We start from the raw sequence: 26,958 nt of genomic DNA on the forward strand, positions 1-26,958 counted from the left end.
TTCCCGGCGATCACCAGGAGCCGGCGGTCGGACCGGCCGAGCCGCCCCGGCGGCGCAGGTACTTCTCGAACTCCTGGGCGATCTCGTCCCCGGTCAGCGGGGTGATGCCGGCGTCGCCGACCCGCTCCTCCAGCTCGCGGACGTACTCGCCCAGCTCGGCGTCCTGCTCGGCGGCGCTGCGCACCCGCTGCTCCCACTCCGCGGCCTCCTCGGCGAGGTCGGCCATCGGCACCGGCAGGTCGAGCACCTCCTCGACCCGGTGCAGCAGGGCCAGGGTGGCCTTGGGGCAGGGCGGGTTGTTGGCGTAGTGCGGCACGTGCACCCAGAACGAGACGGCGTCGACCTCGGCCCGGGTGCAGGCGTCGTGCAACACGCCGACGATGCCGGTCGGCCCGTCGTAGCGGGTGGGGGTGAGCTGGTAGCGCTTGGCCGCGTCGGCGTCCGAGGCGCTGCCGCTGATCGGCAGTGGCCGGGTGTACGGCACGTCCGCCAGCAGCGCGCCGAGCAGCACCACCCGCTCGACCTCCAGGCTGTGACAGATCTCCAGCACCTGCTCGCAGAAGGTCCGCCAGCGCATGCTCGGCTCGATTCCCCGGATCAGCACCACGTCCCGCTCGGTGCCCTCGGGACTGGCGACCATGAAGCGCGTGGTCGGCCACTCCACCCGACGGGTCTCCCCGTCGGCCATGGTGATGGTCGGCCGGCTCACCTGGAAGTCGTAGAAGTCCTCGGGGTCCAGCTCGGTCACCTGCCGGGCCTGCCAGACCTGCTCCAGGTGCTCCACGGCGGCGGTGGAGGCGTCCGCCGCGTCGTTCCACCCCTCGAAGGCCGCGATGGCGACCGGGGACCGCAGCACCGGCAGCCCGTCGAACTCGGTCACGCCGTCACCTCACCCTGCTCGTCGGGAGCGGCGCCGGGTCCCCGCCCGGACGTCCGCCCGCCGTGCACGGTCGCGTCCCTGATGTCCTTCACGTCCGCCAGCCTACGTGCCGGCGCGGGATGCGGCCCGTCGGCCGCGCCGGTCGAGGAGCCCGACCACCCGGACGAAACGGATGAAGGGGGTACGGTGATCCGGCTGACAGTATGTGGGAACCGGCCCGTGCCGCGACCCGGTTCCGACTTGCCGCACTAATCTGGCCCTGTGCGGACTTCGTTGCTCGATGTGCTGGCGGACCGGATCCTCATCGCCGACGGGGCGATGGGGACCATGCTCCACGCGGCCGACCTGACCCTGGACGACTTCGACGGCCTCGAGGGCTGCAACGAGATCCTCAACGTCACCCGCCCGGACGTGGTCCGGGGCGTGCACGAGGCGTACCTGGCCGCGGGCGCGGACTGCGTCGAGACCAACACCTTCGGCGCCAACCTGCCGAACCTCGCCGAGTACGGCATCGCCGAGCGGATTCGCGAGCTCTCCGAGGCCGGCGCGCGGCTGGCCCGGGCGGCCGCCGACGCGTACGCCACGCCGGAGCAGCCGCGCTTCGTGCTCGGCTCGATGGGACCGGGCACCAAGCTGCCCACCCTCGGCCACGCCGGCTACGCCTCGCTGCGCGACGCGTACCAGGAGAACGCCGCCGGCCTGATCGCCGGCGGGGCCGACGCGCTGATCATCGAGACCTGCCAGGACCTCCTCCAGGTCAAGGCCGCCGTGGTCGGCGCGAAGCGGGCCCGGGCCGAGCTGGGCCGCGACGTGCCGATCATCTGCCAGGTCGCCATGGAGACCACCGGCACGATGCTGCTGGGCAGCGAGATCGGCGCCGCGCTCACCGCCATCGAGCCGCTCGGCGTCGACCTGATCGGGCTCAACTGCTCGACCGGCCCGGCCGAGATGGGCGAGCACCTGCGCTACCTGTCCCAGCACTCGCGGATCCCGATCTCCGTGATGCCCAACGCCGGCCTGCCCGTGCTGACCGCCGACGGGGCGTACTTCCCGCTGACCCCGGTGGAACTGGCCGACGCCCTGGAGCGGTTCGTCGCCGACTACGGCGTCGCCCTGGTCGGGGGCTGCTGCGGCACCACCCCGGAGCACATCCGGGTGCTGGTGGAGCGGCTGCGCGGCACCCGGCCGGTGGTCCGGGAGCCGAAGCCCGAGCCGGGTGTCTCCTCGATCTACCACCACGTGCCGTTCGCGCAGGACGCCAGCATCCTGATGGTGGGGGAGCGGACCAACGCCAACGGCTCCAAGGCCTTCCGCGAGGCCATGCTCGCCGCCGACTGGCAGGCCTGCGTCGAGATCGCCCGCGGCCAGGCCCGGGACGGCTCACACCTGCTCGACCTCTGCGTCGACTACGTCGGCCGGGACGGCACCACGGACATGCGGGAACTGGCCGGCCGGTTCGCCACCGCCTCCACCCTGCCGATCATGCTGGACTCCACCGAGCCGGCGGTGGTCGAGGCCGGGCTGGAGATGCTCGGCGGGCGCTGCGTGGTCAACTCGGTGAACTTCGAGGACGGCGACGGCCCCGACTCCCGCTACGCCCGGGTCATGCCGGTGGTCACGGAGCACGGCGCCGCCGTGGTCGCCCTGCTCATCGACGAGGAGGGCCAGGCCCGCACCCGGGACTGGAAGGTACGCGTCGCGGTCCGGCTGATCGAGGACCTGACCGGCCGCTGGGGGCTGCACCGGGAGGACATCCTCATCGACGCGCTGACCTTCCCGATCGCCACCGGCCAGGAGGAGACCCGCCGGGACGGCATCGAGACCATCGAGGCGATCCGGGAGATCGCCGCCCGGTACCCGGGGGTCAACTTCACCCTCGGCATCTCCAACGTCTCGTTCGGACTCAACCCGGCCGCCCGGCAGGTGCTCAACTCGGTCTTCCTGCACGAGTGCGCACAGGCCGGCCTCACCTCGGCGATCGTGCACGCCAGCAAGATCCTGCCGATGTCGAAGATCCCCGACCAGCAGCGCGAGGCCGCCCTCGACCTGATCTACGATCGCCGCCGCGAGGGCTACGACCCGGTGCAGCGGTTCATCGAGATCTTCGAGGGCGTCGACGCCGCCTCCGCCCGGGCCACCCGGGCCGAGGAACTGGCCGCGCTGCCGCTGGACGAGCGGCTCAAGCGGCGGATCATCGACGGTGAGCGCAACGGCCTGGAGGCCGACCTGGACACCGCGATGGCCGAGGGGCGCGCCCCGCTGTCCATCATCAACGACCTGCTGCTGGACGGGATGAAGGTGGTCGGCGAGCTGTTCGGCTCCGGCCAGATGCAGCTGCCGTTCGTGCTCCAGTCCGCCGAGGTGATGAAGACCGCCGTGGCGTACCTGGAGCCGCACATGGAGAAGGCCGACGACGGCGGCAAGGGCCGCATCGTGCTCGCCACCGTCAAGGGCGACGTGCACGACATCGGCAAGAACCTGGTCGACATCATCCTGTCCAACAACGGCTACGAGGTCGTGAACATCGGCATCAAGCAGCCGATCAACGTGATCCTCGACGCCGCCGAGGAGCACCGGGCCGACGCGATCGGCATGTCCGGGCTGCTGGTCAAGAGCACGGTCATCATGAAGGAGAACCTGGCCGAGATGGCCACCCGCGGGGTCGCCGAGCGCTGGCCGGTCCTGCTCGGCGGGGCGGCGCTCACCCGGGCGTACGTCGAGGACGACCTCCGGTCGATGTTCCCCGGCCAGGTGCACTACGCCCGCGACGCGTTCGAGGGGCTGTCCCTGATGGACCGGGTGATGACCGCCAAGCGCGGCGGCGCCCCGGTGATCGACCCGGAGCGGGAGGCCGCCCTGGCCGCCCGCCGCGAGCGGCGCGAGCGGCAGCGGACCATGGTCCGCGAGGCGCTGCCCGAGTTGGACGACGCCTCGGTCCGCTCCGACGTGGCCGCCGACGTGGCGGTGCCCACCGCGCCGTTCTTCGGCACCCGGGTCGTCAAGGGGGTGCCGCTGGCCGACTACGCGGCGCTGCTCGACGAGCGGGCCACCTTCCTCGGCCAGTGGGGGCTGCGCGGCGCCCGGGGCGGCCAGGGCCCGTCGTACGAGGAGCTGGTGGAGACCGAGGGACGGCCCCGGCTGCGCTACTGGCTGGACCGGCTCACCGCCGACCAGGTGCTCGAGGCGGCGGTGGTCTACGGCTACTTCCCGGCGTACTCCGAGGGCAACGACCTGGTGGTGCTGGACGAGCAGGGGCAGCGCGAGCGGGCCCGGTTCTCCTTCCCCCGCCAGCGGCAGGAGCGGCGGCTGTGCCTGGCCGACTTCTTCCGCCCGAAGGGCGACGAGCTGGACGTGGTCGCGCTGCAACTGGTCACCGTCGGCCAGCCGATCAGCGAGTACACCGCGAAGATGTTCGCCGGCAACGAGTACCGCGACTACCTGGAGGTCCACGGCCTGTCGGTCCAGCTCACCGAGGCCCTGGCCGAGTACTGGCACCGGCGGATCCGCACCGAGCTGACCCTGCCGGGCGGGCGTACCGTCGCCGACGACGACCCGGCCGACCTGGCCGGCCTGCTGCGCACCGACTACCGGGGCTGCCGGTTCGCGTTCGGCTACCCGGCCTGCCCGGACCTGGAGGACCGGGCGAAGATCGTGAGGCTGCTGGGCGCGGAGCGGATCGGGGTGCAGCTGTCCGAGGAGTTCCAGCTGGTCCCCGAGCAGGCGACCGACGCGATCGTGGTGCACCACCCGGAGGCGAACTACTTCAACGCCAAGTGATCACCGCAGGCGCTCTGACCTGCGGTGCAGCACCTGGGATGGCTCTGATTCGCATGATCATGCCGTCTCCAGGCCGTCGGGCGTCTGCGGGTCGTCGGCGAAGGCGTGGTCGATCGCGCGACGGGTGCGGTCCTCGCTGGTCGGCAGCAGGTGCGTGTAGATCCGGAGGGTAAAGCCGGGATCGGAGTGCCCCAGGTATGCCGAGAGGGCCTTGACGCTCTCGCCGGCGTCCAGCAGGACCGAGGCGTAGGTGTGCCGGAGCACGTGCATGCCGTTGTGCCGGTTGTCGGGGACGCCGGTCGCGCGGATGGCGGGCTTCCAGACGCCCGAGTTGAAGGCCGTCCGGCTCAACGCCGTTCCGGCCGGGGTAGTCAGGTAGAGCGACACCGTCCGCGGCTCGCCAGTCGAGGTACCCCACGGGAGGGTGACGTCGACCGGCGGGTACTGCTTCGCGTGCTCGGTGAGCCGGCGTGACACCGACTCCGGTAGTGGAACATCGGGGACCTTGCCGCCCTTTGGCGGCGCGAAGATCAGGCGTCCTCGGACGAGCTTGACCTGACGAGTCACGTGCAGGACCGGTCGGGCCTCATCGAGGTCGTCGGGGCTGACGCCGAAGATCTCACCCTGCCGTAGGCCGCAGCCGGCGCCCAGGTCGACGGTGACCCGGTAGCGGTCGGCGACGGCAGTGCGGAAGCGGGCGCGTAGATCGTTTGGCCAGGGGACCACCTTCGGCGCTTGGTATTTCGGTGGTCGGATCGTCTTGACCGCGAACGGGTTGCTGACCACCTTCCGGTCGTCGACGGCCGCGTTGAAGATCATGGACACGTCATTGAACAGGATGCGGCGATAGCTGGCCGCCAGGCCCTTGGTTTGCAGCTGGTGGGCCCAGGCGCGAATGGTGGCGGGTTGGATGGCGGTGAGGGCCTGGTCCCCGAAAGCGGGGTAGACGTGGAGCCGGAACTCGTATTCGAGCCGGTCCCGGGTCAGTTCGTCGGTTGTGGCGGCGGCAAGCCAGTCATCGGCGTACCGCTTGAAGGTGATGCGGCCAGCGTCCGGGTCGACGTAGGTGCCCTTGAGGATGTCGGCCTGAACGCGGGCGAGGAAGGCTTGCGCCTCCCGCTTCTTCTTGTCTGGGAACGACTGCGACTTCTCCTTGCCGTCCGGCGCGGTGTACCGGACGCGGTAGCGCATTCCCTGGCCGCATTCGGGTTTCGGCTCCTGGCGGGACTTACCGTCCGGCCCGGTGACTGTGCGATACCAGCGGTCGACGATGTGGGCCATGTCAGGCCGCCGTGGACTGGTCGGCGAACCAGGCACGGACCGCGTCAGGGTCGTAGCGCAGGTGACGGCCGACGCGGGCGGCGGGTGGTCCGTACTTGCGCTTGCGCCACTGGTAGAGCGTCTGCACGGGGACCCGCAGGTAGGCGGATACGTCTTCGATTTCCCAGAGGGGTTCAGGGGCAGCAGGTGTGGTCATCGTGGCTCCTCTCGGGCGATGGCGATGAATGCGTGACGGGAGGGCGTGTCAGCGGGCGTCGCTCCTGGCATAGGGCCAAGGGCGGTTGAGTCGCTGTGGAGTTGTCAAAGATCGAGCGGCCGGTGGGCCGGGCGGTGTTGACGCGTACATGTCAAGCGGCGGCGGACTGACCAGAGGTGGCGCGATGGGCGGCCAGCTCGTCGGCCAGGGCGTCGAGGCCGGCTTGGTGGCGGGCGCGGGCCATGGCGGCGGCGGTGTTCGCGAGCAGGGCGTCCCCGGTGCTGATCCAGCCGGTGGCGTGGTAGCCGAGTTCGTAGATGACACGTTCGGCTTGCTCGTCGTCCCAGGTGTGGGGGTGGCCTTCGGTGCGTCGCCAGATGGTGCGCTGGTGGCGGATGAAGCCGAGGGTGACGGAGAAGGCGCGGCTCTTGGTGGTGATGTGGCCGCCGTAGCCGAACTGGTGGGCCCAGCGGCGGAGCCGGGTGTAGTCGGGGTGCTCGCCGAGGTTCCAGCAGGCGCGGATGAGCCGGCCGAGGTGGGTGCGCGGGTTGCCGTGGATTTCCACGGAGAGGTCGTCGACGCGGCGGAGGTTGAGGCCGGTTACCTCGGTGCTCTTGGTGACGTACTTGGCGATGTAGCGGGTGATCTGGGCGAGGTTGACCTCGCCGCCGGGGGCGTTGACGTGCTTGAGGTCCAGGCCCTTGTCGCCCCAGGCGATCCGCCATCCTTCCCCGCCGTTGGCCGGGTGGGGGGCCGAGGTGTAGGCCGTCTTGACGAAGGCGGCTTCCACGGCGTCGGCGAACATCTGCCGGGTGATGACCGCCGGCGGCGGGACGATCGTGCCGGGGCAGTCGGGGTTCTCGCCGTCGAGACGGATGAGGGCGTGGTAGTGGATGACGCCGCGTACGTGGAACTCGTAGACCTTGATGTAGCGGCGGCGCAGTTCGACGCCGTGGGCGCGGCCGAGGCGGCGTAGCTCGCGGTCGACCTGTTGGATGGTGCGGCGCCACAGCTCGGGGGCTTCGTGGTTCCAGACGACCTGGCCAGCGTGGTCGTAGCAGTCCAGGCACAGCGGCTGCCCGAGCTGGTTGTCGCCGGCCTTGTGCCGCTGCCCGCATCGCAGGTCGACACCGTGCTGGCAGACGCGGCCGAACGGATGGCACACCGAGGACCGGCAGGTGCAGCCGTCCTTCTTCCGGCAGTCCGCGGCGTGGACCTTCACCACACGGTGGTGCACCGGCCCGAACGAGGGGGCGGTGGCGGTGAGGAAGATGGCGATGTGCTCGTGCAGCGGCGGCAGTCCCCACCGGTCGCCTTGTAGGCCGGCCTTGATGAGGTGGAAGGTGTAACGGCGGTAGACCTCGGCGCAGGAAGGGCAGACCGAGGCGCGGCGGTTGCCGCACGGGGTGTAGATCGCGCCGTCGGGCATATCCTCGGTGTCGATGGTGGCCATGCGGTTGCCGTCGGCGTCGTTGACGTGGATCTGCCCGGCCAGCCGGACGGGGTGCTTGCACGCTGAGGCGGCGCGGACGTGGCTGAGCCATTCGGGGTAGTCGGGGTTTTGGGCGCGGGCGCGGCCGGAGGCGACGGTGCGGGGGTCGTGGCCGCGTACCCAGCCGTCGCCGGCCGAGCGGGTCCTGGTGGGGACAGCCCAAGGCCAGTAATCGGCCGTCTGCTGAGCCGAGGTGGCTGTCGTAGCGCTCATGAGGCCGCCCCAAGAAGGCATGACGCCACCAGCCGCGCAGGTCCGCCACAGCGTGAGAGGCTGCGCCGGTGCGAATCAACTCGCGGGCCTTGGACTACTTCCACCCGAAGCCATGGGACGTGATTGCCGAACAGATCGGCAGGTACACCGCCCACCATTCGCCGTACATGGCAGAGATCGTGGACAGCATCCGGCGCTGTGGAGGCGCTGCCCGGCTTGCTGGCTTCATGTCGATGCACGACTTGGCCGTCACCCCGATGCCCATACCGTCGCAGGGGCCGATCGAAGTGGTCTGGGTGCGGCCACAGCCGTACTACGGTGCTCCGGAGGAGCGCGTGGTTCTGATCGAGCACTGTGCCCCGTCGGGCCACGACGAGCGGATCTGGAGGCCAGGTACCGAAGCGGTGTCGTTGTTCTGGCGTTTCACGATCGAGAAGTTCGGCATCGAGCCGATCCCCGCTGGCAACCGAGATGAGGCTTCGGCGAGCTGACTCGGCGTAGGCTCCCGTGCCCGGGACCGTAATGGTCCCGGGTGCGAGAGGCAGCGTCGAGGAGGTCACGCGGTGGCTCCGACGGCGGTGCCGTTGTGGGTCTTGTCGTTGATGCTCGGTTGAGTGTTGATGGCCGTCAGGATTTCGGCGGCCGTGGTGGTGGGTACGCGCAGCCTTACGGCGAGTTGGCCGGCGGTGATGGGCTCACCGTGGGCCTTCTCGTGGGCCGTGGCGATGATCCGGGCACCGGGCAGCAGTGCCGGCGCGGGTCCGGGTTTGGCAGCCGTAGTCGCGATGGGTGCCGGGGTCGGTTCCTTCTCGGTGGTGTCCGGGGTGGGCTCGACCGTCGGGGTGCCGGTGTCCTCGCCCGAGGTGGGCAGGGTGATGGGTTCGTTGGCGGGTTCGGTGTTGGGTGTGGGGTTGGTGGCCCGGGGTCGCGGCGGCCGGACGGACCAGCGGCGAGGCCGGGATGTCAAATGACGGGGCCTCGGCGGTGGTGGCCGGCGTTCGCATCGGCCACCGTCCAGCCAGTGCTGCTCGTCGCTGACGCGGGGACGCGAGAGGCCGCCTCGCGAAGCAGTTCTGGGACATCCATCCCGCGATTCTCCCGCAAGGTTCGGTGCTCCTATCTCCGTCAAGAAGCGGCCGGGTTCGAGATCGTCTAGCCGGACGTGTCACTCGCGTCCCGAGACTGATCTGTCACCCAGGTCCTGAGACCCGACAAACCGACGGGTTGGCGACGGGTTGGCTCTTGTGAGAACTTTCTGTACGAGATCAAGTGCGGCCGGCGCTGCCGGCCGCTCGCGCCGCCGAACCTGGGCCGGGCCGAAGGCCCGCCGCCGCGCCTCTGGCCTTCGGCCGCCAGCGCGTCGGTGGTAGCCCGCCGCCGGCGCGACATACGACGAAGCCCCGGGCCGCCATGGGTACTGGCAGATCCGGGGCTCCGATGTTGGAGGTGACGACCAGAGCGTGCCTCCGGCGGGGCCTCGGGCACTCCGGGATGGTGGGCGCCATCCCGACAACCTCCCGTCCGGGCGGGAGCCGAGCGGGCAGCGCCTGCCCAGCCAAGGTCGTTCGGCCGCTGGGTGCTCCACCTTGGCCGGGCAGGCCGCACCCGCTCCACTGTGTGCGGACGAAGGCCGACGGGGATGGCTAGAGGGCGCAGCGGGGTTACAGCCGTCCGCGCCTGGGATCTTGTCTGAGATCACGGGTACCAGCGTCTGCGGCGAGTTGGTCACGTGGTCACGCCCTGGAGGGGGTGTGAGCCGTTGTGCGGGCCGGTCAGTGCCGGCGCGTCGGTGTGACCGGTGGTGTTGATAGCGCGCAGCAGCCGTTCCGCTGCGGTGGTGGTAATCCGCATCCGGACGGCAAGTTGGCCGGCGGTGATGGGTACCCCGTGAGTCTGCTGGTGGCACTTGGCGTACAGCCGGAACGCGAGGGATGGTCGACGGAGCGGAGCTAGATAGGTGCAGCGCGAGGACCGCTGCCCACCAGCGGCTCACCCCTCGTGTTGCGGGTGTGAATCGAGTTCCCTCGCCGATCCGGTCTGCCGCCGATCCACACCCCGTCACCGCGAGTTGCGACAACTGTTCACCGCTCGCACCCAATGTGAGTGAGTTTGGGCCCTCCATGGCCGGGTAGATCGTGGGCGGCGACGCTTTGCCACAGGGTGATACTCGACAATCGAAATAGGGGGTAACTCAATGACAGCTCAAGCGACCAAGTCAAAGCTCCCCAGAAACGGTGCTGAATTCCGTGACATGATCGCCACGACATCTCAAGCTAACAAGTCCAAGCTCGCAAGAAGCGCTGCTGAATTCCGTGAACTGATCGCGAGCGACGCGGACTGGATCGTCCGATCCGCAGACGACCTCCGAAAGCGCCGCGAAAGTCCTGAGAATACTCTCGACCCTCTCTGCAAGCTCCCTGAGCCTGATTTTGTAGCATTCGTTGACAGTCTTGCATTTAACAACGGGGGACTTGCTTCCGGCTCCTATCGGCCCTTGATGCATTCGCTAACCCTGAGCGAGATCTTCGAGGTTATTGAAGGCTTTGGAATGAGTCGCTCCTACTTTATGGAGGAAACTCTCGAGGAGTGTTGTAAGGGTGGTGACTGCACGTTTTCATTCTGGTCCTACTGTTCGAACGCTAATTGCCCTGGTACCAACAATTGCTAGGTGCCCCTGCGGGATGGTGCGTTCAGTCCCTGCTCTGCGCGGGATCAAATTGGTGAAGCCCCGGGGAAGAGGCGTCCTCGCCGGACGGGCAGACCACCAGGATGATCGACTCCGGTCAGTGCGGGTACCCGGTGGGCGGGGTTGTCGTCACCCCGTCGGCCTGCCCGGGGGGACGCCAGACCACCCCGGGGGTGTCAAGCGATGAGCGTGCTTGACACCCCCGGGCCGGCCCGGCATTGCGAAGCACAGGCCGCCGGGATGACTCCTCCGGGACCGGTCCGCGACGATGGTCGCCAAGATCAGGTACGACAAGTTCACGACAACAGAGGACGGAAAGCGACGACAACCGTTGTCAAACGTTGAAGGCTCTCGCGCTGATCAGCGCGCTGATCGGTCCGATTGATGTCGGCTACGAAGCACTTCGGTGTATGGGGTTCAAATCCCCGACGGACTCTGCTGCCTTGGATCGGCAATCAGACCGCCGCTAGCGTTGCGTCCGTGACGAGGGAGTCTGAGCCGGAGGTGCAACGGCTGCGGGACCAGGCGCTGACGAGCGTCAGTCGCTCGTCCGGTCGGACGCCGATCCGATCCGCGCTGTACCACCTGACGCGAGGTCTGGTCGACAGGCGCCCCCGGTATTCGGTCGGCCAGCTTCCGACACTCGGAACGCCTTGGCAGGACACCGTCTCTGGCCGGTACTTCGGTTGGCGCTGCAGGCAGGCGAACTTGGATGGACGGTTCGCCTTCGTGGTCGAGTACATCGTGTGCCAGTACTGCCAAGTGGCTTGGGTGGACAAGCCGTACACGGCTGAGGAGTACCAACGGAAGGGGCTTGCCTCATCGGGCTTGAGGGCGCTTCGCGAAGAGAACCCGGGGCTGAGTTGGTACGCGGCCAGCGGGCACCTGAGAGACGCACGAGCCTTCTGGGAAGCTGCCGGTAGGGGTGTTCCTGGCGGGTACGAGGAGCGCGAATTGTGCGAGCACATCGACAGGCACGGGGGAGTGAAGCCACGCTGGCTGCTCAGGCGGCAGCGGCGACTCAGTGCGAGTGATCGCCGGCTCTGTGGATGATCGACCGAGCGTCCAGGCTGCCAGGCGACACGGACCGTGGCGCCAAGATCATGCCGTCGACAGGCCGCCGAAGGTGGACCAGTAGCAACCAAACGTGACCGACGTTGACTGCCTGAGTCCCAGGTCGGGAGGCGTGACGCCCGCTTTGATCGCCTCCGCCGGGCACCGAGATCAATGCAACGCCAAGTGATGCCGTCACAAGCCCTGAGCTGAGCAAACGTCATCCTGCTACCTGCGTAGGCGGTCGCGGCTGTCCCGGTACGTGGCCGAAGGCCGCGTTGGAGCTGCTTGCCCAAGCCCGGATGGTCGCCGACGGGCCGGGGCCTGCCCGAGTAGCACGCGCCGCATCCCGCTCGTCGGACAGGCCGCCGGGCTGTCTTGTCAGCGAGGGCCGCCGGTTCGATCCCGGCAAGCCGGCCGCTGGCCGGAATTGCCGATCCGGAGACGGGCCACGCGGACGGCGCAGATAATCCTCAAGGATGCAGCGCCCGGGAGGCCCTACGCCCCGGCGGCCCGCGCGCTATGCAGCGCCGGCGCCACCCGCGGCCGGGTGTGATCGGCGGCGGAGGCTGGGCATGGCGACCGGAGGCAGCACCGAGCTGGTGCGCCGGCCGAGCGGGTCGACCCGGGCCACCCTGCTGGAATTGCTCTTCGACGTCGTGTTCGTGGCCGCCCTGGCGCTGACCTCGATGCGGATCGCCGAGCGCGCCTCGTGGGCCGGTGTCGGGCAGGTCGTGCTCATGCTGATGGCGATCTGGTGGACCTGGTCGGTCACCTCGACCACCACCGACTTCTACGACCCGGAGCAGCGGCCGATCCGCGCCATCCTGATGGTGACCATGCTCGGTGCGGTGGTGATGGCGGCTGCGCTGGCCTCCGACGTGCACGCACTGATCTTCGCCGCCGGATACGTGACCCCGCACATGGTGCGGGGTCTGGTGCTGGTGACCGTGTTGCATCAACACCGGCATCAGGCCGAGGAGCGTGCGGCGCGCTTCCTGTTCTGGTTCCTGGTCTCCGGCGTCTTCTGGATCGTCGGGGCCCTGCTGCCGGACGCGCTGCGTTGGACGCTCTGGACCGTCGCGGTGGCGATCGACTACACCGCCGCCGCGGCGCGTTACCCCACGCCCTGGCTCGGCCAGGTGCCGTTCGGACAGTATGAGAAGACGACGGAGCACCTGGGTGAGCGGTACCAGCAGTTCGTTATCCTGGCGCTCGGCGACATAATCCTGATACCGACTCTGGAGATCAGCAACGCGGACTTCACCCGCGTGCGGCTGACCGCCTTCCTGGCTGCCTTCGCCACCATGCTGCTGCTCTGGCAGATCTTCGTCCTGAGGGCCGTCTCCATCGCGCGGACGACGTCCGCGCCGCTGCTTCGGCGGGCGATGCGGCTGGCACCGTACACCCACCTGGTGATGGTGGCCGGCGTCGTCTGCACCGCCGCCGGTTTCGACCTGGTCATCGCCCGGCCCACCGGCGACACACCGGCGCGCTGGATCGCCCTGATCCTCGGCGGACCCGCGCTGTTCCTGCTCGGACGCACCCTGTTCACCTTCCGAATCCTCGGCATGCTCCCTTGGCACCGGGTGCTCTGGCTGCTGGTGCTGGCGGTCGCGGCACCGTGGGTGGGAGGTTGGCCCCCGGTGCTGGTCACCACCCTCGTCGTGCTGGTCTTGGCCGGGGTGGTGGTCGGGGACGCCATGGGCGGTTTGACCAGGCCCATGCGGCGGGGACGCGGCTGACGCAGAGGTGGGCGGAGAGACACCGGCAGCAGCGGCGATTCCCAGCAACGCTGACAGCACGAAGGCAGCGCGAGCCTCGATGGGGGTTGGCCACGAACGTCGATCGACGACCGTCGGCACCTGCTCGTCAATGCGGACCGTCACCGGCCGGCACAGGCCGACAGCTTGAGCCGCACCCCTCAGCGGGGTCAGTCGTCAGCGGACAGGGAGCCCGGCAGCGGTGGATGCCAACGGACGCCACGCCTCTTCGGTGCTCGCTCACAACGTGGCACGAGACCACCGGCCTCGCTTCTTGCTGCTGTTCGGCCGGCCGCGGTCAAGCCTGACCGCCGCCCTTCGTCCTAGCGATCTCGCCCCGGATCGGCAGCCAATAGAAGGGAATGAAAGCGGCGATTACCGCCACGCCAAGAGCGGGAAGCAGGGCGCCGAGCAGGGTTCCGGTGGCGATCCAGGTAAGGGCGAGCCGGAAGCGTCGGCTGATGGCTCTCGCGCCGGCGGAATCGATCGTGGTCACGAGCAGTCGATGATGACGACGTGCGTACCCCCAGATGACGTTGAACAGAATGGCTGCCACTTCGAACGCGATGCCATGGAAGACGACGGCAGTGCGCTGCCCCTGTCCGTCACGGAACGCTCGGGCCAAGACGGAGGCGGCGAAGGGCAGGAACGCGATGTCCATCAGCAGTACGGTGTTCAGGAACAGCACCATCCGGTCGGCAGTACGAATGTGGTCGAACATGACGTGGTGATTGGCCCACACCTGTCCGATCAACATGAAGGTGACGACGTAAGCCAGGTAAGACGGCCAGAGCGCGGCGAGGCCGTGGAACAGGTGCCGCGTGTCCTGCGGCGGGCGGATCTCCAGCACGAGCAGGGTGACGGCGATCGCAATGACCGCGTCGCTTATCGCGACGACCCGCGACGGATCGCGCTCCAGGCCGAATGGCGTTGGCCTTTCCGGTCCCCGCGGAAGTTCGGTCACAGTCCAAGCGTGCGTCACCAGACGCCGCCGCACTCGAAGCCGAGCGGCGTGTCTTCCAACGGGTCCATCACTGGGACTGGGTTTCCCCCCGACACCCGTCTCCGGGACGACTGGATGAAAGCAAGACGCCACGGCACATGACGTAGCCCGTTGGCAGCTCGAACCGCACATCGCGCAACGCGAAGTTGTTGCCTATCCGGGTTCACCCTGCGTAGCTAATGAGCCAGAGCATCGTGTCACGCCTCAGGTGGAGAGCCACGACGTGAGGCAGTTAACCGTCGAGCGTTCCGGTCGCGCAACCAGCGTTCGAAGTCGACGGCGACGATGCGCTCGTCGTGCACGCCGGCCGCGTCGTCGGACGCCAGCCAGACGATGGGCGGGCCCATCACCGCGGGTTCCAGGAACCGGTGACCCTCGGGTACGGCGTCGGGCGGCAGCATCCCGGTGACGGTCGCGCCCCCGGGCAGCAGCAGGTTGACGGTGACGCCGGTGTCCCGCAGGTCGGCGGCCATGATCCGGGACAATGCCTCACTGCCGGCGCGCGACGGCCCGTACGGGACGAAGCCGGGGCGGTGCATGGTGGACTCGTTCACCGAGATGTTGACGATGCGGCCACCACCGGCGGCCAGCATCCGTGGCGTGACCTCGCGTGCCACCAGGAAGTAGCCGGTCAGGTTGGTGTCGATCACGGCCCGGAAGCCGTCGGCCGGCACCTCCCAGAATCCCTGCGGCCGCGTCATGAAGCGCGGATTGACCGTGCGCATGCCGATCCCGGCGTTGTTCACCAGCATGTCGATACCGCCGAGCCGCGACCACGTCCGGTCGACCGCCCGCGCCACCGACGACTCGTCCCGTACGTCCAACTCGAGGCCGACCGCCCCCGGCAGGTCGGCGGCGACCGCGTCGGCCCGCTCGCGTGACCGGCCGGTCAGCGCGACCATCGCTCCCGCCCTGGCCAGCGCGGCGGCCATGGCGAGTCCCAGCCCGCTCGTCCCGCCGGTCACCAGCACCCTCATCGGGACGCTTTCCGGGGTTGTCGAAGCACTCATGCCCACGACGCTATGAGGTGGAGCGTTCTCGAAGTCAAGCCGCCGACATCTTGGCGCTTCCGGCCTATGGTGTCGGAGGTGGACATTCCTCGCCTGACCCACGTACGGGTGAACGTGCGGGACCTCGACGCGGCGCTCGAATGGTACGAGCGGCTGCTCGGGGTGCCGGCCGACGGGCACTGGCCCCCGGACGCGCCGACGTACGCGCATTTCACCCTCGGGCCGGCGCAGTTCGCGCTGGGGCGGTACGACCCCGTGCCGGCGGCGGGTGCGCGGTTCAACTTCGAGGTGGACGACGTCGACGGCTGGTGGGCCCGGGTCGGCCCGGAGGCCGACGTGGTGGAGCCACTGTTCGACACCCCCTACGGCTCCCGGAAGTTCACCGTCCGGGACCCGGACGGCAATGAGCTGGGCTTCGTCCAGGCCACGTGATCAGCGGGTCGGCGCCGGCGGCAGCGTGCGAGCGTGGTGACGGCACCGCGCCGGCCCGCCGTGACGACGGGCCGGCGGGGACGCGATCAGTACGCGTAGGTGACCGAGATGGTGACGTTGGGGCAGCTGTTCGCCCAGCTGGTCAGGGCGCTCTTCTCCGCGCTGTCCACGGTGAGCCGCCAGCGGATCTTCACCGCCACCCACTCGTTGATGTAGCGGCAGCGGGCGGAGGAGTACGGCGGCATCCAGGTGGCCGGGTCCTGGTCACCCTTGGCCTGGTTGACGTTGTCGGTGACGGCGGCCAGGGAGCGGCCGTCACCGAGGTCGTTGGCGTACGCCTGGCGGCGGCTGGTGGTCCAGTTGCGGGCGCCGGAGTCCCACGCCTCGGCCAGCGGGACCATGTGGTCGATGTCCAGGTCGCCGGTCAGCGTCCAGTAGGCGTTGTCGTAGTAGGAGTACCAGCGGCCGCCGGAGAGGGTGCAGGTGCCGCTGACCGTGGGCGCGGAGACGGCCTCGGCGAGGAGGACCTCGTTGCGGGTGTTGCAGCCGTCGCCGTCGGCGTCGATCCAGTGCGGGAAGAGGTCCCGGCTGTAGCCGGTGCGGACCTCGGTGGCGACGGGCAGGCCGGCGACGGCGGTGGTGAGGGAGGCGGAGTAGCTGGCGGCCCAGGCGGGCTGGGTGAGGCCGAGGGTGGCGGCCAGGATCGCGGCGAGGCTGATGGCCGTGGCGCGCAGGGTGCGGGTCATGGTGCTCCGTCCGGATGGGGGATGGGTCACCTATATAGACAGAGATGGAAGTAACGGTCTAGATCAATTTCCGTGAACGGCACGTGACCCTCTGGCGTACGCTGGCCCTGGGCCGACTGCGAGCCCCGGGTCGACCACGACGCGAACCCCTCTCCGCTGCGCCGACGCAGCCTGCGAGATGCCGGATCACGGCATCGGGGTGAGCATGAGGTACGAGGAAAGGGGGCGGAGATGACCGACGAGACGGCATCGAATGTTCCGCCGGACCCGACCATGGCGGGCCACGTGCCGGCCGCCGTGCGTTCCGTCGAGCCGCCGAGCAGCCTGGACCTGTGGGCCCGCGCGCTGGTGATGCACCGCTGCTTCGGCGAGGACGACGTGGAGCCGAACATCCTGCGCGGCCTCGACTGAGCCGGCCTCGGGTCGGTCGGTGTCCCGGTCCGCGTCGGTGGCGAGCCGCCGCTTGGTGGTGCGGCGATCCCGTAACGCCTCGATCAGCCCAGGTGCGCCCGGCGGCACTGCGATCAGCCCAGCCCGGTGCCGGGCGGTCCCGGCCTGTGTGCGGGTGCTCCGCTGACCCGTTTCCCGGCCCTGGCCCCGCTCGGCCGCCCCGCCACCGCGCTGCATCCCCGCCCGGGGGAGGTCACCGGTGCGGACAGCCACCTCGGCGGCCCGCTGCGCTGGCCGACGGCCGAACCCGGGCGGTACGGCTCGTTGCTGATCTTCGCCTGCCTGCGCTGCCCGGACACCCCGGTACGGCTCAGCCAGCAGTGAGCGGGCCGAGTCGGGCCGCCCGCGCCGCGTCCCGCTCCGAACGGCAGCCGGCTGTCCCGGATCCGCTGTTTGGCCCGAGGCTAGGGCCGGGTCACCCGACCCGGGCGCAGCCGAGCAGCGCGGCGGTGGGCAGCCGCAGGGTCCCGTCGGCGCCCCGGTAGGCGGCGCTGAGCCGGACGTACTCCTTTCGGATCCGTTCCCGCACCGGGGCCGGCTGCCGCTGCACCAGCAGGCCGACGCTGCCGATGCCGGCCGCCGGACCGGCCCACCAGTCCGCCGGGTCGGCGTGGTGTACCCAGGTCACCGTCACGCACCCCACGTCGACCAGCCCGGCGGCGGCGAGCAGCCCGGCCACGCCGGCCTCGGTGCGCGGGAAGTCCCGGTCCGGCGCCACCCGCGGCAGGTCCGCGGGCGCCGACACGCCGGCGGCGTCGATCGCCTCGCGCCAGAGCCGTTGCAGCGGCGGCTGCGGACTGGGCCAGAGGGTGACCGCCACCCGCCCGCCGGGGCGGACCACCCGGCGCAGCTCGGCCACCGCGGCGGCCGGGTCGCCGACGTGGTTGAGCACGAAGTTGGCCACCGCCGCGTCGGCGCCGCCCGCCCGGACCGGCAGCCGCGGCAGGACCGCCCGCGCCAGCACCGCGCCGGGCGCGGTCCGCCGGGCCGCGTCCAGCATGCTCGGTTCGGCGTCGACCGCCAGCACCGCAGCGCCGCGCGCCAGCGCCGCGGCCGCGACCGTGCCCGGCCCGGTGCCGACGTCGATCACCCGCCGTCCGGCCCGCACCGCCGCCGCGTCCAGCAGCGCCTCCGTCGGGTACGCGCAGAGCCGGCCGAAGCTGCGCTGGTACGCCTCGGCCCGCCCCGCCCACCGGGACCGCTCGTGCGCGTCGAAGTCCGCGTCGATCATGGCGGGCAGCCTAGGCCATGTCCTGGACCTGGACGAACCTGCGCCTTGCCGGATCGCCGCCTGGACTCCGCCTCGCACTGGCATGATCGACAGGAGGCGGCCCAGCCAGCGCCGCCGTGGCGCGCCCGCCCTACGGTGGCGGACATGACGACCGTACTGGTGACCCTGGCGGTGCTGGCTCTGCTCATGGCGGCGTTCGTCGGGTACGTCTCGTGGCGGGACCGGCGGCGGGCCGTCACCGGTGAGGACGCCGCCGCCACCCGCGCGGCCCGGGCGGAATGGCATCGGCGGGCGGCCGAACGGGAACACGAGTACGGCGACGGCTGGAACCGGGACTCCCACGGCTACGGCCCGTGAGCGAACCTCGGTTCAGCGGAGGGTGGCCCCGGCGGCGGCCAGGGCGTCCCGCCAGGTCCGGGTGTGCCAGGCGGCGGCGCCGTTGAAGACCTGGTCGAGGACGCCGGGCCCGTCGCCGGTCACCGGCGTCGGCCGGTGGGCCCAGAAGTCGGCGAACACGCGCCGCTGCTCGGGGCTCGGGTCCGGCGAGATGTCCGAGCCGCGCCCGACCAGGGCGTACCGCCGGCCGCCGAGGGTGAGCAGCAGGGTGCCGAACCGCGACAGCCGGCCGCTGACCTGGCCCGCCGGTACGGCGAACAGCTCCGCACCCAACCGGTCCCGGGCCCGCAGCCAGCCCTGGTCGAGGGTCATCAGCACCGGCACGCAACGCCGGCCGTTCCAGATGCTCCGTCGCCAGTAGACGATGCTCGCGTGGGCCACCGGGTGAGTCACGCGGGGCACTGTACCGAGACCCGTCCACGCCGGCCGGACGGGGTGAACTCTCCCCGTCGGCCGTACGTGATCAGCGATGGGCATCATCCGCGCGCCGTCGGGGTACTGCGCACCACACAGGGACTGGAGCCGGGGAGGCAACCGTGGAGAAGGCGGGACGTCGGCGGCCGGGACCGCTCGCCGGGTTGGTGGTGGCCGTGGTGGTGGCGGCCGGGTGCATGGGCGGCGGGCTCGACCAGGGCGATCCCCAGGGTGAGCCGCAACAGCCCGGCCAGGAGCAGACCGGGCAGCCGGCCTCCTCGGGCGCGCGGACCACCCGGCCGGACGGGACCACCAGCGTCGCCGAGTTCAAGGACGACTTCAACGACGCGGTGGGCATCGCCGAGCAGTACTGGACCGCGCGGTTCCGGGCCTCCGGCGAGCGCTTCCAGCCGATCCGTCGGGTGGTGCCGTACACCCGGGCGGGAGAGGTGTCCTGCGGCGGGCAGGGGCTGCCCCGCAACAACGCCGTCTACTGCTCCGCCGGGGACTTCATCGCCTACGACGTGAACTGGTCCGTGTCGGCGTTCCGGCAGATCGGCGACGCGTTCCTGTTCTACCTGCTCGGCCACGAGTACGCCCACGGCGTGCAGGTCCGCCTCGGCATCCGCTACAACTTCACCATCCAGCAGGAACTGCAGGCCGACTGCATGGCCGGGGCGTACATCGGCGACAACGTGCGCGACAAGGTGCTGACCCTCGACCAGGGCGACCTGGACGAGTTCCGGGAGGGGCTGCTCGCGGTCGGCGACGACCCCAACCAGCCGTGGTTCGCCGAGGGCTCGCACGGCACCGCCGAGCAGCGCACCGACTCGTTCTTCCGGGGTTACGAGAAGTCGCTGGACGCCTGCGGCCTCGGCTGATGCCGCAGGTCACCCTCGGCGGGGACGGCCGACCCAGCCGGCGGCGCGGCTGAGAGGATCGGCGGGTACGCCCACCCGAGGAGGCCCCCGCTGAGCAGCAGACACCCCGCCGCCGTGCTCTTCGACATGGACGGCACCCTGGTCGACAGCGAGAAGCTGTGGGACGTCGCCCTGCAGGAGTTGGCCGCCGTCCACGGCGGGACCCTGTCCGAGAGCGCCCGCAAGGCGATGATCGGCACCAGCATGGCCGCGTCCATGCGGATCCTGCACGACGACCTCGGCCAGCCGGAGCGGGACCCGCAGGCCAGCGCCGACTGGATCAACGCGCGGATCCTCGAGCTGTTCCGCACCGGGCTGCGCTGGCGGCCGGGCGCGTTGGCGCTGCTGCGGGCCGTCCGCACCGCGGGCATCCCCACCGCCCTGGTGACCTCCAGCGGCCGGCCGTTGGTCGAGGTCGCCCTGGACACCCTCGGGCGGGACAGCTTCGACGCGGTGGTCTGCGGCGACGAGGTGGACGCCGCCAAGCCGCACCCGGAGCCGTACCTGACCGCCGCCCGGCTGCTCGGCGTGCCGATCGCGCGCTGTGTGGCGATCGAGGACTCGCCGACCGGGGTGGCCAGCGCCCTGGCCGCCGGCGCCGCGGTGCTGGCCGTACCGGCCGAGGTGCCGCTGCCGCCCACGGAGGGCGTACACCAGTTGGAGAGCCTGACCGGCGCGGACCTGGAGCTGCTCGCCGCCCTGCTCGGCGAGCCGCCGGCGTGAACGGAGGGGCCCCTGGTCGACAAGGGGCCCCTCCGTTCAGCTCAGTCGTGCGCGATGGCGCCGAGCACGTTGATCCGGGCGGCGCGGACCGCGGGCAGCACCGCGGCGACCACCCCGATGATCGCGGCCAGCACCAGGAAGGTCCCCATCTGACCCCAGGGCAGGACCAGATCGGTGATCCCCTCGTCCTTGAGCGCCCGGACCACGGCCGCGCCGAGGCCCGTCCCGACCACGACGCCGAGCAGGGCACCGAAGATCGAGATCACCACCGCCTCGACGGTGATCATGCGCATGGTCTGCGCCCGGCGCAGCCCGATCGCCCGCAGCAGCCCCAACTCGCGGGTCCGCTCCAGCACCGACAGGGCCAGGGTGTTGATGATCCCCAGCACCGCGATCACGATGGCCAGCGCCAGCAGGATCTGGATCATCCGCAGCGGGGTGTCCAGCTGGCTGGTCTGCTGCTTGATGAACGCGGCCCGGTCCGCCACCGACACCTCCGGGCTGTCCGCCAGCAGCCGCTCGACCTGCGGCTGCACGTCCGCGACCCGGGTGCCCGGGCTGAGCTGCACGAAGCCCTGGATCGGCTGGGGGATGGCGAAGTCGGTGGTCGCCTGCGGGGGCAGCACCATCGGGTTGGTCAGCTGCGAACTCTCGTAGATGCCGCTGACCGTGTACGTGTGGACGTCGCCCCGGGACAGTTGGACGCGCACCGTCGAGCCGACCGACAGCTTGCGGGCCTTCGCGGTGTCCGAGCTGACCAGCAGCTGATCCGGGCCGAGCCGGCTGATGTCACCGGCGGTGGCCTTCGCCCCGAAGATGCGCTCCAGCGCGGCGACATCGCTGGATGCGGCCACCCAGGTACGGGTGCCGTCGACCGTGGCCATGTCGCCGTACTCGCCGTCGACCAGCCGCACGCCGGGGATCGCCGCGGCCTTGTCCAGCACGGCCGGGTCGAAGCTCGGTGGCCGGGGGCCGGACTGCGCGCCGGAGATCACCAGCTCCGCCTTGATGGTGTCCTCGGCCAGCGCGCTGATGCTGCCCTTGGCCGAGTCCAGGATCACCGTCACCCCGGTGACCAGGGCGATGCCGACCATCAGCGCGGCGGCGGTGATCGCCGTGCGCCGGGGGTTGCGGCCGGAGTTCAGCCGACCCAGCTTGCCGGGCACCGACCAGGCGAAGACCGCCCCCAGGAGGGCCACCACCGGCCGGCTGATCAGCGGGGTCAGCAGCGCCACCCCGATGAACGCGAACAGCACGCCGCCGAGGATGGTGGCCAGGGTGTTGTCCCCGGCGTGGCCGCCCAGCCCGAGGAAGAGCAGACCCGCACCGATCGCGGTGACCACGGCCCCGCCGACGGTCACCTTGGTCAGCGGCCGGTCCGGCGTGGCGACGTCCTGCATCGCGGCGATCGGCGGGATCCGCGCCGCGCGGACCGCGGGTAGCAGCGCCGCCACCACGGTGATCACCAGGCCCACGCCGAAGGCGCCGATCACCGCCGCGGCCGGCACACCGAGCCCGGCGAGGGTGAGCCCGCCGGCCAGTTTCCCGAACAGGTACGCCAGCAGCGCGCCGACCCCGATGCCGGCGGCCAGTCCCAGCACCGAGGCGATCAGGCCGACCGCGACGGCCTCGAGGACCACCGAGCCGATGATCTGCCGCCCGCTCGCCCCGATCGCCCGCATCAGGGCCAGCTCGCGGGTGCGCTGGGCCACGATGATCGAGAAGGTGTTCAGGATGAGGAAGGTGCCCACGAGCAGCGCCACCGCGGCGAAGCCGAGCAGGATCTTGTTGAAGAAGGACAGTCCCTCCTTCAGGCCGGCCGACGCGTCGGCCGCGACCTGCTTGCCGGTCTTGACGTCGTAGTCCGTGCCCACGGCCCGAGCCACCTGGTCGCGCAGCGCCTCCGGCGTGGTGCCGGCGGCGGCGCGGGCCGCCACGTTGGAGAAGGCGTCCGGCTTGCCGAGCATCAACTGCTGGGCGACCGGCGTGGTGAAGGCGACCTCGTTCACCCCGCCGATCGAGTCCCGGCCCCCGCTGTAGCCGAAGACGCCGACCAGGGTGAACTCCTTCTTCGGCGCCAGGGTCAGGACGCCGACCCGGTCACCGACCTTGACCTTCGCCGCCTCGGCGAGGGCCGCGTTCACCACGATCTCGTCGTCGGCCTGCGGCCCGCGTCCCTCGCGCAGCTTCAACAGGTCGCTCTCGCCGAGCCAGTTCTCGCCGAGTTGCGGGGGACCGAACGAGGTCACCACCTTGCCGTTGCTGCCGATCAGCCGGGCGCCGTCGGCGTTGACCACACCCTTGACCTCGGCCACGCCGGGCACCGCCCGCACCCGCTCCACGACCGACGCGGGCACCGGCGCGGCGACCTGCTCGCCCTCCTGCTCGCTGACGGCGATCTTCGGCTTCGCCGCGACGTTGACGTCGATGTCGGAGGTCGCGTCGGCGAAGACCGCGTCGAACGACCGGCCGAGGGTGTCGGTGAGGACGAACGCACCGGAGACGAACATTACGCCCAGCACCACGGCCAGGCCGGACAGCAGCAGGCGCAGCTTGCGCGCCAGCAGGCTCTTCAGAGTGGCCCGCAGCATCAGTTGCCCACCTCGGCCGGGGCGTCCAGCTTCTTCATGGTGTCCAGCACCGTGTCGGCGGTCGGCTCGATCAACTCGGAGACGATCTGCCCGTCGGCGAGGAAGACGACCCGGTCGGCGTACGCGGCGGCGGTCGGGTCGTGGGTCACCATCACGATGGTCTGGCCGTGCCCGCGGACCGAGTTGCGCAGGAAGTTGAGCACCTCGGCGCCGGACCGGGAGTCCAGGTTGCCGGTCGGCTCGTCCGCGAAGATCACCTCGGGGCGGGAGACCAGCGCCCGCGCGCACGCCACCCGCTGCTGCTGGCCACCGGAGAGCTGCGCCGGCCGGTGCCCCAACCGGTCCCGCAGCCCGACGGTGTCGATCACCGTGTCGTACCAGGCCGGGTCCGGCTTGCGACCCGCGATCGACAGCGGCAGCAAAATGTTCTCCTGAGCGGTGAGCGTGGGCAGCAGGTTGAACTGCTGGAAGATGAAGCCCACCTTGTCCCGGCGCAGCTTCGTCAGCCCGGCGTCGCCCAGCCCGGTCACCGTGGTGTCGCCGATCATGACGGTGCCCCGGGTGACCGAGTCCAGGCCGGCCAGGCAGTGCATCAGCGTCGACTTGCCCGAGCCGGACGGGCCCATGATCGCGGTGAACCGGCCACGCTCGAACTCGCAGGTCACCCCCCGCAGGGCGCTGACCTGCGCCTCACCGCTGCCGTACACCTTCCACACGTCGCTCGCCCGGGCGGCGGCCTGCGCCTGCCGTCCCACCGTCGCGGTCACGTCATACACCTCTTCCGTTTGCTGCCGATACCCGCACCGCCCCCGCTGACCGGTGCGGTCGTACCAATCCTCACCGCCGCCGACCGAGGATCCGTCCGTCCCCGGACGTAGCCCGCGCCGGAAATCCCGCTGGGGGTCGCCCCCGAGATCGACTCAGGGTCACCCCTGACCGCGCGGCACCACGCACGCTAGGACCTCACGTTGCGTCATGGTCAACCCCGCGGGGCCGCTCGCGGTCACGGTAGGTGACGAACGCAATAGCGCCGCCGGCCCGCCGGCGACGTGCGCGGTACGCGGGGCGCGACCCCCGCGGCGGTCAGCGGCGTTTCCGGTGGCCCCGCCCGAGGGCGCCCGCCCGGCCCCAGCGTCCGGGGATGTTGACCAGTTCGATCCGGCCCATGCTCAGGGGCACGGCCGGCCGGGTGACCAGATGGTTCCCGCGCGGTTCCATGCCGAGCATGGTCCGCAGCAACAGCAGCGGGGTGCCTGTGGACCACGCCTGCGGGCTGCACGCCGTCGGGTACAGCACGGGATACCTGGTCAGCGTCCGGTCGTAGCCGCCGAACGCCTCCGGTAGCCGGCCGTCGAAGAAGTCGGCGGCGTCGATGATGCCCTCGGCGATGCGTCCGGCCTGTTCGGTGAAGCCGTAGCGGCTCAGCCCCCAGGCGATGAACGCGTTGTCGAACGGCCAGACCGTGCCGACGTGGTAACCGATGGGGTTGTACCGACCCTCCTCGCTGGCGAGGGTCCGTACGCCCCAGCCGGAGAAGAGCCGGGGGCCGACCAGGTGCTCGGCGACGGTGGCCGCCCGCGACTCGTCGACGATACCGCTCCACAGCAGGTGGCCGATGTTCGATGAGAGGGCGTCGACCTGGCGGCCGTCGCCGTCGAGGGCGAGGGCGTAGTACTCGCCGTCGGCGACCCAGAAGTCCCGGTTGAAGCGCTCCTTGAGCGCGGCCGCCTCCCGTTCCAGCCGGTCGGCGTAGGCGGGGTCGTTCCAGAACTGGCGGGCCAGCCGGGCGCCGCGGATCTTCGCGTCGTAGGCGTAGCCCTGCAGCTCGCAGGTGGCCCGGGGCAGGGCGGCCAGCGTGCCGTCCCGGAAGGAGATCGAGTCCCAGGAATCCTTCCAGCACTGGTTCTCCAGCCCGTTCTTCTCGTTGCGGCGCTGGTACCAGACGTAGCCGTCGCCCATGATGTCGCCGTACTCGTCGATCCACCGCAGGGCGGCCCTCGCGGCCCGTTCGAGAAGCCGCACCGTGGTGGCGTCTCCGGTCCACCGCTCGTACTCGTCGAGCAGGATCAGGTAGAGCGCCGTCGAGTCGGCGCTGCCGTAGTACGGCGAGTGCGGCTGCTCCTCGAACCCGGTCGTCTCCCCGTACCGCAGTTCGTGGAGCATCTTCCCCGGCTCCTCCTCGCGGAAGTCGTCGAGGACGACGCCCTGCGTCAACGCCAGCAGTTGCAGCGTCGTGGCCGCCAGGTCGGGCACGAAGGGGAGCGCCTGCAGGCTGGTGAAGATGCTGTCGCGACCGAAGATGGCCATGAACCAGGGCAGGCCGGCGGCGGGCAGGGCATGCCCGGCACCGGTCAACGGCAGGAAGCGCAGCGCGGCGAGATCCTCGAGACTGCGCCGGTAGGTCCTCGCCAAGGTGGCGGAGTCGCAGGTCAGGCGCGGCGCGTCGGCGATCCACCGGTCCAGGTCCTGCCGCAGCTGAGGCGCGGCCCTACCCGGCCTGCCCTGCAGGCTCTCCCGAAGATCGCGTCCGTCCACGCCCAGCGTGCTCACCTGCAGTTCGGTGACCCACTGACCGTTCGGTTCGATTCGGACGTCGTACGTCATTCCCTGCTCGTCGACGTGGGCCGGCGCGGTGGAGGAAACCAGGGTCTCCCGGCGGAAGGTTTCCCGCCGGTAGCCCAGACGAAGGCACCCGTCCTCGACCTGGGTGTAGTAACTGCCCGTCTTGTTGCGGACGTCCTTGATCTCGAAGAGGTCGGCGAAGTCGCTCTCGATGTCGATCCGGATGCGCAGGTCGACCTGCTCGGGCTCGTGGTTGATCACCGTCAGTCGCTCGGTGAAGCTGGGGCCGATCGAGCGCTCACGGATGGCCGAGACTCCGACGTCGATCAGTGGAGTTGGCATGGTCGGGACGACGAAGAAGCGGCTCTCGAAGTATTCGACATCCTCGACGGTGAGCGCGTTGACCCGTTCGCCGTTGACGGACAGGATCCATTTCGACAGGAATCGGGTGTCGAACGAGAAGAGACCGGTGGGGATGGTGGGAGACGCGTCGATGTCGCCGGTCTCCTCACTGACCACGAACGTGTTGCCGTCCAGCAGTCGGACGAGGCCGTCGCTCATGCCGCTCGTCTCCGCTCATGGACGAAGTCCCGAGGGTGGTGGGCGCCGGGCGGACCCGGCATGAGCCGCTGGACGAATCGGGCCAGCCGCAAATCACCCTCGGTCCTGATTTCGTTACGCGCCCAGGCCGCGTAGATGTGCGACCCGCCAGTGACGATTCTGTCCAACGTTGCTCTGCTGCTCCTGACGACACAGTCGGCCGGGCTCTCCTCGCGTGAGACTCGGAGATCGCCGCGATCGATCACCAGCAACCAGTGATCGACCTCGTGGTCGTGTTCGAGGTCGAAGCGGATCGTCCCGGTGATCTCCTCGAGGAGGCGCTCGTGGCCACGGCGGCCGAGCGTTTGGAAGAAGCTCGCGGTTGGGTTGGACATGAGCCCCCCTCCGGTGGGTTGAGTCCCGGATGAACCGCGAGCCCACGATGGCGGCCAGCGGGGTTCTGCCGCATCACCCGGATCGGATGAAACCCGTGCGGCCGGACACCGATGCGGCAATTTCACCCGTTGCGGGTGAGGTTGCGGCGCCCCGTTCCGAGTGATGCTGCTTGGTGACCGCCGGATGTCTGCGGGGGGTGGTGC

24 protein-coding genes are annotated in these 26,958 nt (G+C 70.3%); 9 read left to right on the forward strand and 15 right to left on the reverse strand.

Features of this window, described 5'->3' with window-relative positions; translation table 11 throughout:
• Window positions 1-10: 10 nt before the first annotated feature.
• Complete coding sequence (locus ACZ6S5_RS08090) at window positions 11-880, reverse strand: PAC2 family protein (RefSeq protein WP_030504102.1); 870 nt, start codon at window positions 878-880, stop codon at window positions 11-13.
• Window positions 881-1,141: 261 nt separating this feature from the next.
• On the opposite strand from ACZ6S5_RS08090, the gene metH reads away from it, so the two are divergent.
• Entirely contained in the window at window positions 1,142-4,657 is a 3,516-nt protein-coding gene (metH, locus tag ACZ6S5_RS08095; protein WP_465998973.1) for a methionine synthase, read from the forward strand.
• A gap of 57 nt (window positions 4,658-4,714) precedes the next feature.
• On the opposite strand, the gene ACZ6S5_RS08100 is transcribed toward metH, so the two are convergent.
• From ACZ6S5_RS08100 to ACZ6S5_RS08110, 3 genes are all read right to left on the reverse strand, one after another.
• Window positions 4,715-5,938 carry a tyrosine-type recombinase/integrase gene (locus tag ACZ6S5_RS08100; protein WP_465998975.1) on the reverse strand — a complete coding sequence of 408 codons (1,224 nt, stop codon included), beginning with the start codon at window positions 5,936-5,938 and terminating at the stop codon, window positions 4,715-4,717.
• Between the two features lies 1 nt (window position 5,939).
• A complete protein-coding gene (locus ACZ6S5_RS08105; RefSeq protein WP_465998977.1) occupies window positions 5,940-6,134 on the reverse strand; it encodes a helix-turn-helix domain-containing protein in 195 nt (64 codons plus the stop codon).
• Between the two features lie 151 nt (window positions 6,135-6,285).
• Window positions 6,286-7,839: a replication initiator gene (locus ACZ6S5_RS08110; RefSeq protein WP_465998979.1), complete on the reverse strand. Its 1,554-nt coding sequence runs from the start codon at window positions 7,837-7,839 to the stop codon at window positions 6,286-6,288.
• Between the two features lie 68 nt (window positions 7,840-7,907).
• Between ACZ6S5_RS08110 and ACZ6S5_RS08115 the strand changes: the two genes are divergently transcribed.
• Window positions 7,908-8,330 (forward strand): hypothetical protein, encoded by a 423-nt coding sequence (locus ACZ6S5_RS08115; RefSeq protein ID WP_465998980.1) that lies wholly within the window; start codon window positions 7,908-7,910, stop codon window positions 8,328-8,330.
• Between the two features lie 65 nt (window positions 8,331-8,395).
• Here ACZ6S5_RS08115 and ACZ6S5_RS08120 read toward each other — a convergent pair whose 3' ends face one another.
• Both ACZ6S5_RS08120 and ACZ6S5_RS08125 read right to left on the reverse strand, forming a co-directional pair.
• Window positions 8,396-8,806, reverse strand: a complete 411-nt coding sequence (locus ACZ6S5_RS08120) for a hypothetical protein (protein ID WP_465998982.1) — start codon at window positions 8,804-8,806, stop codon at window positions 8,396-8,398.
• Window positions 8,807-9,564: 758 nt separating this feature from the next.
• Window positions 9,565-9,690 (reverse strand): hypothetical protein, encoded by a 126-nt coding sequence (locus ACZ6S5_RS08125; protein WP_465998984.1) that lies wholly within the window; start codon window positions 9,688-9,690, stop codon window positions 9,565-9,567.
• A 2,463-nt stretch (window positions 9,691-12,153) separates the two neighbouring features.
• Here ACZ6S5_RS08125 and ACZ6S5_RS08130 point away from each other — a divergent pair.
• On the forward strand, window positions 12,154-13,323 hold the full coding sequence (locus ACZ6S5_RS08130) for a low temperature requirement protein A (protein ID WP_465998986.1): 1,170 nt from the start codon (window positions 12,154-12,156) through the stop codon (window positions 13,321-13,323).
• Between the two features lie 316 nt (window positions 13,324-13,639).
• On the opposite strand, the gene ACZ6S5_RS08135 is transcribed toward ACZ6S5_RS08130, so the two are convergent.
• Entirely contained in the window at window positions 13,640-14,305 is a 666-nt protein-coding gene (locus ACZ6S5_RS08135; RefSeq protein WP_465998988.1) for a TMEM175 family protein, read from the reverse strand.
• Window positions 14,306-14,541: 236 nt separating this feature from the next.
• Window positions 14,542-15,354 (reverse strand): SDR family NAD(P)-dependent oxidoreductase, encoded by an 813-nt coding sequence (locus ACZ6S5_RS08140; RefSeq protein ID WP_465998990.1) that lies wholly within the window; start codon window positions 15,352-15,354, stop codon window positions 14,542-14,544.
• A 78-nt stretch (window positions 15,355-15,432) separates the two neighbouring features.
• On the opposite strand from ACZ6S5_RS08140, the gene ACZ6S5_RS08145 reads away from it, so the two are divergent.
• Entirely contained in the window at window positions 15,433-15,786 is a 354-nt protein-coding gene (locus tag ACZ6S5_RS08145; RefSeq protein WP_465998992.1) for a VOC family protein, read from the forward strand.
• Window positions 15,787-15,872: 86 nt separating this feature from the next.
• On the opposite strand, the gene ACZ6S5_RS08150 is transcribed toward ACZ6S5_RS08145, so the two are convergent.
• Window positions 15,873-16,532, reverse strand: coding sequence for an HNH endonuclease family protein (locus tag ACZ6S5_RS08150; RefSeq protein WP_465998994.1), 660 nt, complete (start codon window positions 16,530-16,532; stop codon window positions 15,873-15,875).
• Between the two features lie 231 nt (window positions 16,533-16,763).
• Here ACZ6S5_RS08150 and ACZ6S5_RS08155 point away from each other — a divergent pair, with 231 nt between their 5' ends.
• Both ACZ6S5_RS08155 and ACZ6S5_RS08160 read left to right on the forward strand, forming a co-directional pair.
• Window positions 16,764-16,943, forward strand: coding sequence for a hypothetical protein (locus ACZ6S5_RS08155; protein WP_465998995.1), 180 nt, complete (start codon window positions 16,764-16,766; stop codon window positions 16,941-16,943).
• A 126-nt stretch (window positions 16,944-17,069) separates the two neighbouring features.
• Window positions 17,070-17,306 (forward strand): hypothetical protein, encoded by a 237-nt coding sequence (locus tag ACZ6S5_RS08160; RefSeq protein ID WP_465998997.1) that lies wholly within the window; start codon window positions 17,070-17,072, stop codon window positions 17,304-17,306.
• A gap of 91 nt (window positions 17,307-17,397) precedes the next feature.
• Here the strand turns inward: ACZ6S5_RS08160 and ACZ6S5_RS08165 are convergent, their stop codons facing one another.
• Complete coding sequence (locus ACZ6S5_RS08165) at window positions 17,398-18,213, reverse strand: class I SAM-dependent methyltransferase (protein ID WP_465998998.1); 816 nt, start codon at window positions 18,211-18,213, stop codon at window positions 17,398-17,400.
• 144 nt (window positions 18,214-18,357) lie between these two features.
• Between ACZ6S5_RS08165 and ACZ6S5_RS08170 the strand changes: the two genes are divergently transcribed.
• Window positions 18,358-18,570, forward strand: a complete 213-nt coding sequence (locus ACZ6S5_RS08170) for a hypothetical protein (RefSeq protein WP_465998999.1) — start codon at window positions 18,358-18,360, stop codon at window positions 18,568-18,570.
• 12 nt (window positions 18,571-18,582) lie between these two features.
• On the opposite strand, the gene ACZ6S5_RS08175 is transcribed toward ACZ6S5_RS08170, so the two are convergent.
• Window positions 18,583-19,002, reverse strand: coding sequence for a hypothetical protein (locus tag ACZ6S5_RS08175; RefSeq protein ID WP_465999001.1), 420 nt, complete (start codon window positions 19,000-19,002; stop codon window positions 18,583-18,585).
• A gap of 8 nt (window positions 19,003-19,010) precedes the next feature.
• On the opposite strand from ACZ6S5_RS08175, the gene ACZ6S5_RS08180 reads away from it, so the two are divergent.
• Together ACZ6S5_RS08180 and ACZ6S5_RS08185 are read left to right on the forward strand one after the other, a co-directional pair.
• Window positions 19,011-19,904 (forward strand): neutral zinc metallopeptidase, encoded by an 894-nt coding sequence (locus ACZ6S5_RS08180; RefSeq protein ID WP_465999103.1) that lies wholly within the window; start codon window positions 19,011-19,013, stop codon window positions 19,902-19,904.
• Between the two features lie 114 nt (window positions 19,905-20,018).
• Window positions 20,019-20,666 (forward strand): HAD family hydrolase, encoded by a 648-nt coding sequence (locus ACZ6S5_RS08185; protein WP_465999003.1) that lies wholly within the window; start codon window positions 20,019-20,021, stop codon window positions 20,664-20,666.
• Window positions 20,667-20,707: 41 nt separating this feature from the next.
• Here ACZ6S5_RS08185 and ACZ6S5_RS08190 read toward each other — a convergent pair whose 3' ends face one another.
• The 4 genes from ACZ6S5_RS08190 to ACZ6S5_RS08205 all read right to left on the reverse strand — a co-directional run bounded on the left by ACZ6S5_RS08190 (window position 20,708) and on the right by ACZ6S5_RS08205 (window position 26,754).
• Window positions 20,708-23,257, reverse strand: coding sequence for an ABC transporter permease (locus ACZ6S5_RS08190; protein WP_465999004.1), 2,550 nt, complete (start codon window positions 23,255-23,257; stop codon window positions 20,708-20,710).
• On the reverse strand, window positions 23,257-24,024 hold the full coding sequence (locus ACZ6S5_RS08195; RefSeq protein ID WP_465999006.1) for an ABC transporter ATP-binding protein: 768 nt from the start codon (window positions 24,022-24,024) through the stop codon (window positions 23,257-23,259). The genes ACZ6S5_RS08190 and ACZ6S5_RS08195 overlap by 1 nt, the downstream gene beginning before the upstream one ends.
• Before the next feature lie 316 nt (window positions 24,025-24,340).
• Entirely contained in the window at window positions 24,341-26,380 is a 2,040-nt protein-coding gene (locus ACZ6S5_RS08200; protein ID WP_465999008.1) for an amylo-alpha-1,6-glucosidase, read from the reverse strand.
• Window positions 26,377-26,754, reverse strand: coding sequence for an SCP2 sterol-binding domain-containing protein (locus ACZ6S5_RS08205; RefSeq protein WP_465999010.1), 378 nt, complete (start codon window positions 26,752-26,754; stop codon window positions 26,377-26,379). The genes ACZ6S5_RS08200 and ACZ6S5_RS08205 overlap by 4 nt, the downstream gene beginning before the upstream one ends.
• Between the last annotated feature and the right edge of the window lie 204 nt (window positions 26,755-26,958).

The organism is Micromonospora sp. NPDC051924 (assembly GCF_055586005.1).

Bases quoted from the DNA above. Each gene is read 5' to 3' on its own strand.
- ACZ6S5_RS08125 (WP_465998984.1), bottom strand. From the start codon at position 9,690: ATGCGGATTACCACCACCGCAGCGGAACGGCTGCTGCGCGCTATCAAC.
- ACZ6S5_RS08100 (WP_465998975.1), bottom strand. From the start codon at position 5,938: ATGGCCCACATCGTCGACCGCTGGTATCGCACAGTCACCGGGCCGGAC.
- ACZ6S5_RS08150 (WP_465998994.1), bottom strand. From the start codon at position 16,532: ATGACCCGCACCCTGCGCGCCACGGCCATCAGCCTCGCCGCGATCCTG.
- ACZ6S5_RS08170 (WP_465998999.1), top strand. From the start codon at position 18,358: ATGACGACCGTACTGGTGACCCTGGCGGTGCTGGCTCTGCTCATGGCG.
- ACZ6S5_RS08110 (WP_465998979.1), bottom strand. From the start codon at position 7,839: ATGAGCGCTACGACAGCCACCTCGGCTCAGCAGACGGCCGATTACTGG.
- ACZ6S5_RS08140 (WP_465998990.1), bottom strand. From the start codon at position 15,354: ATGAGTGCTTCGACAACCCCGGAAAGCGTCCCGATGAGGGTGCTGGTG.
- ACZ6S5_RS08190 (WP_465999004.1), bottom strand. From the start codon at position 23,257: ATGCTGCGGGCCACTCTGAAGAGCCTGCTGGCGCGCAAGCTGCGCCTG.
- ACZ6S5_RS08205 (WP_465999010.1), bottom strand. From the start codon at position 26,754: ATGTCCAACCCAACCGCGAGCTTCTTCCAAACGCTCGGCCGCCGTGGC.
- ACZ6S5_RS08165 (WP_465998998.1), bottom strand. From the start codon at position 18,213: ATGATCGACGCGGACTTCGACGCGCACGAGCGGTCCCGGTGGGCGGGG.
- ACZ6S5_RS08200 (WP_465999008.1), bottom strand. From the start codon at position 26,380: ATGAGCGACGGCCTCGTCCGACTGCTGGACGGCAACACGTTCGTGGTC.
- ACZ6S5_RS08155 (WP_465998995.1), top strand. From the start codon at position 16,764: ATGACCGACGAGACGGCATCGAATGTTCCGCCGGACCCGACCATGGCG.
- ACZ6S5_RS08105 (WP_465998977.1), bottom strand. From the start codon at position 6,134: ATGACCACACCTGCTGCCCCTGAACCCCTCTGGGAAATCGAAGACGTA.
- ACZ6S5_RS08130 (WP_465998986.1), top strand. From the start codon at position 12,154: ATGGCGACCGGAGGCAGCACCGAGCTGGTGCGCCGGCCGAGCGGGTCG.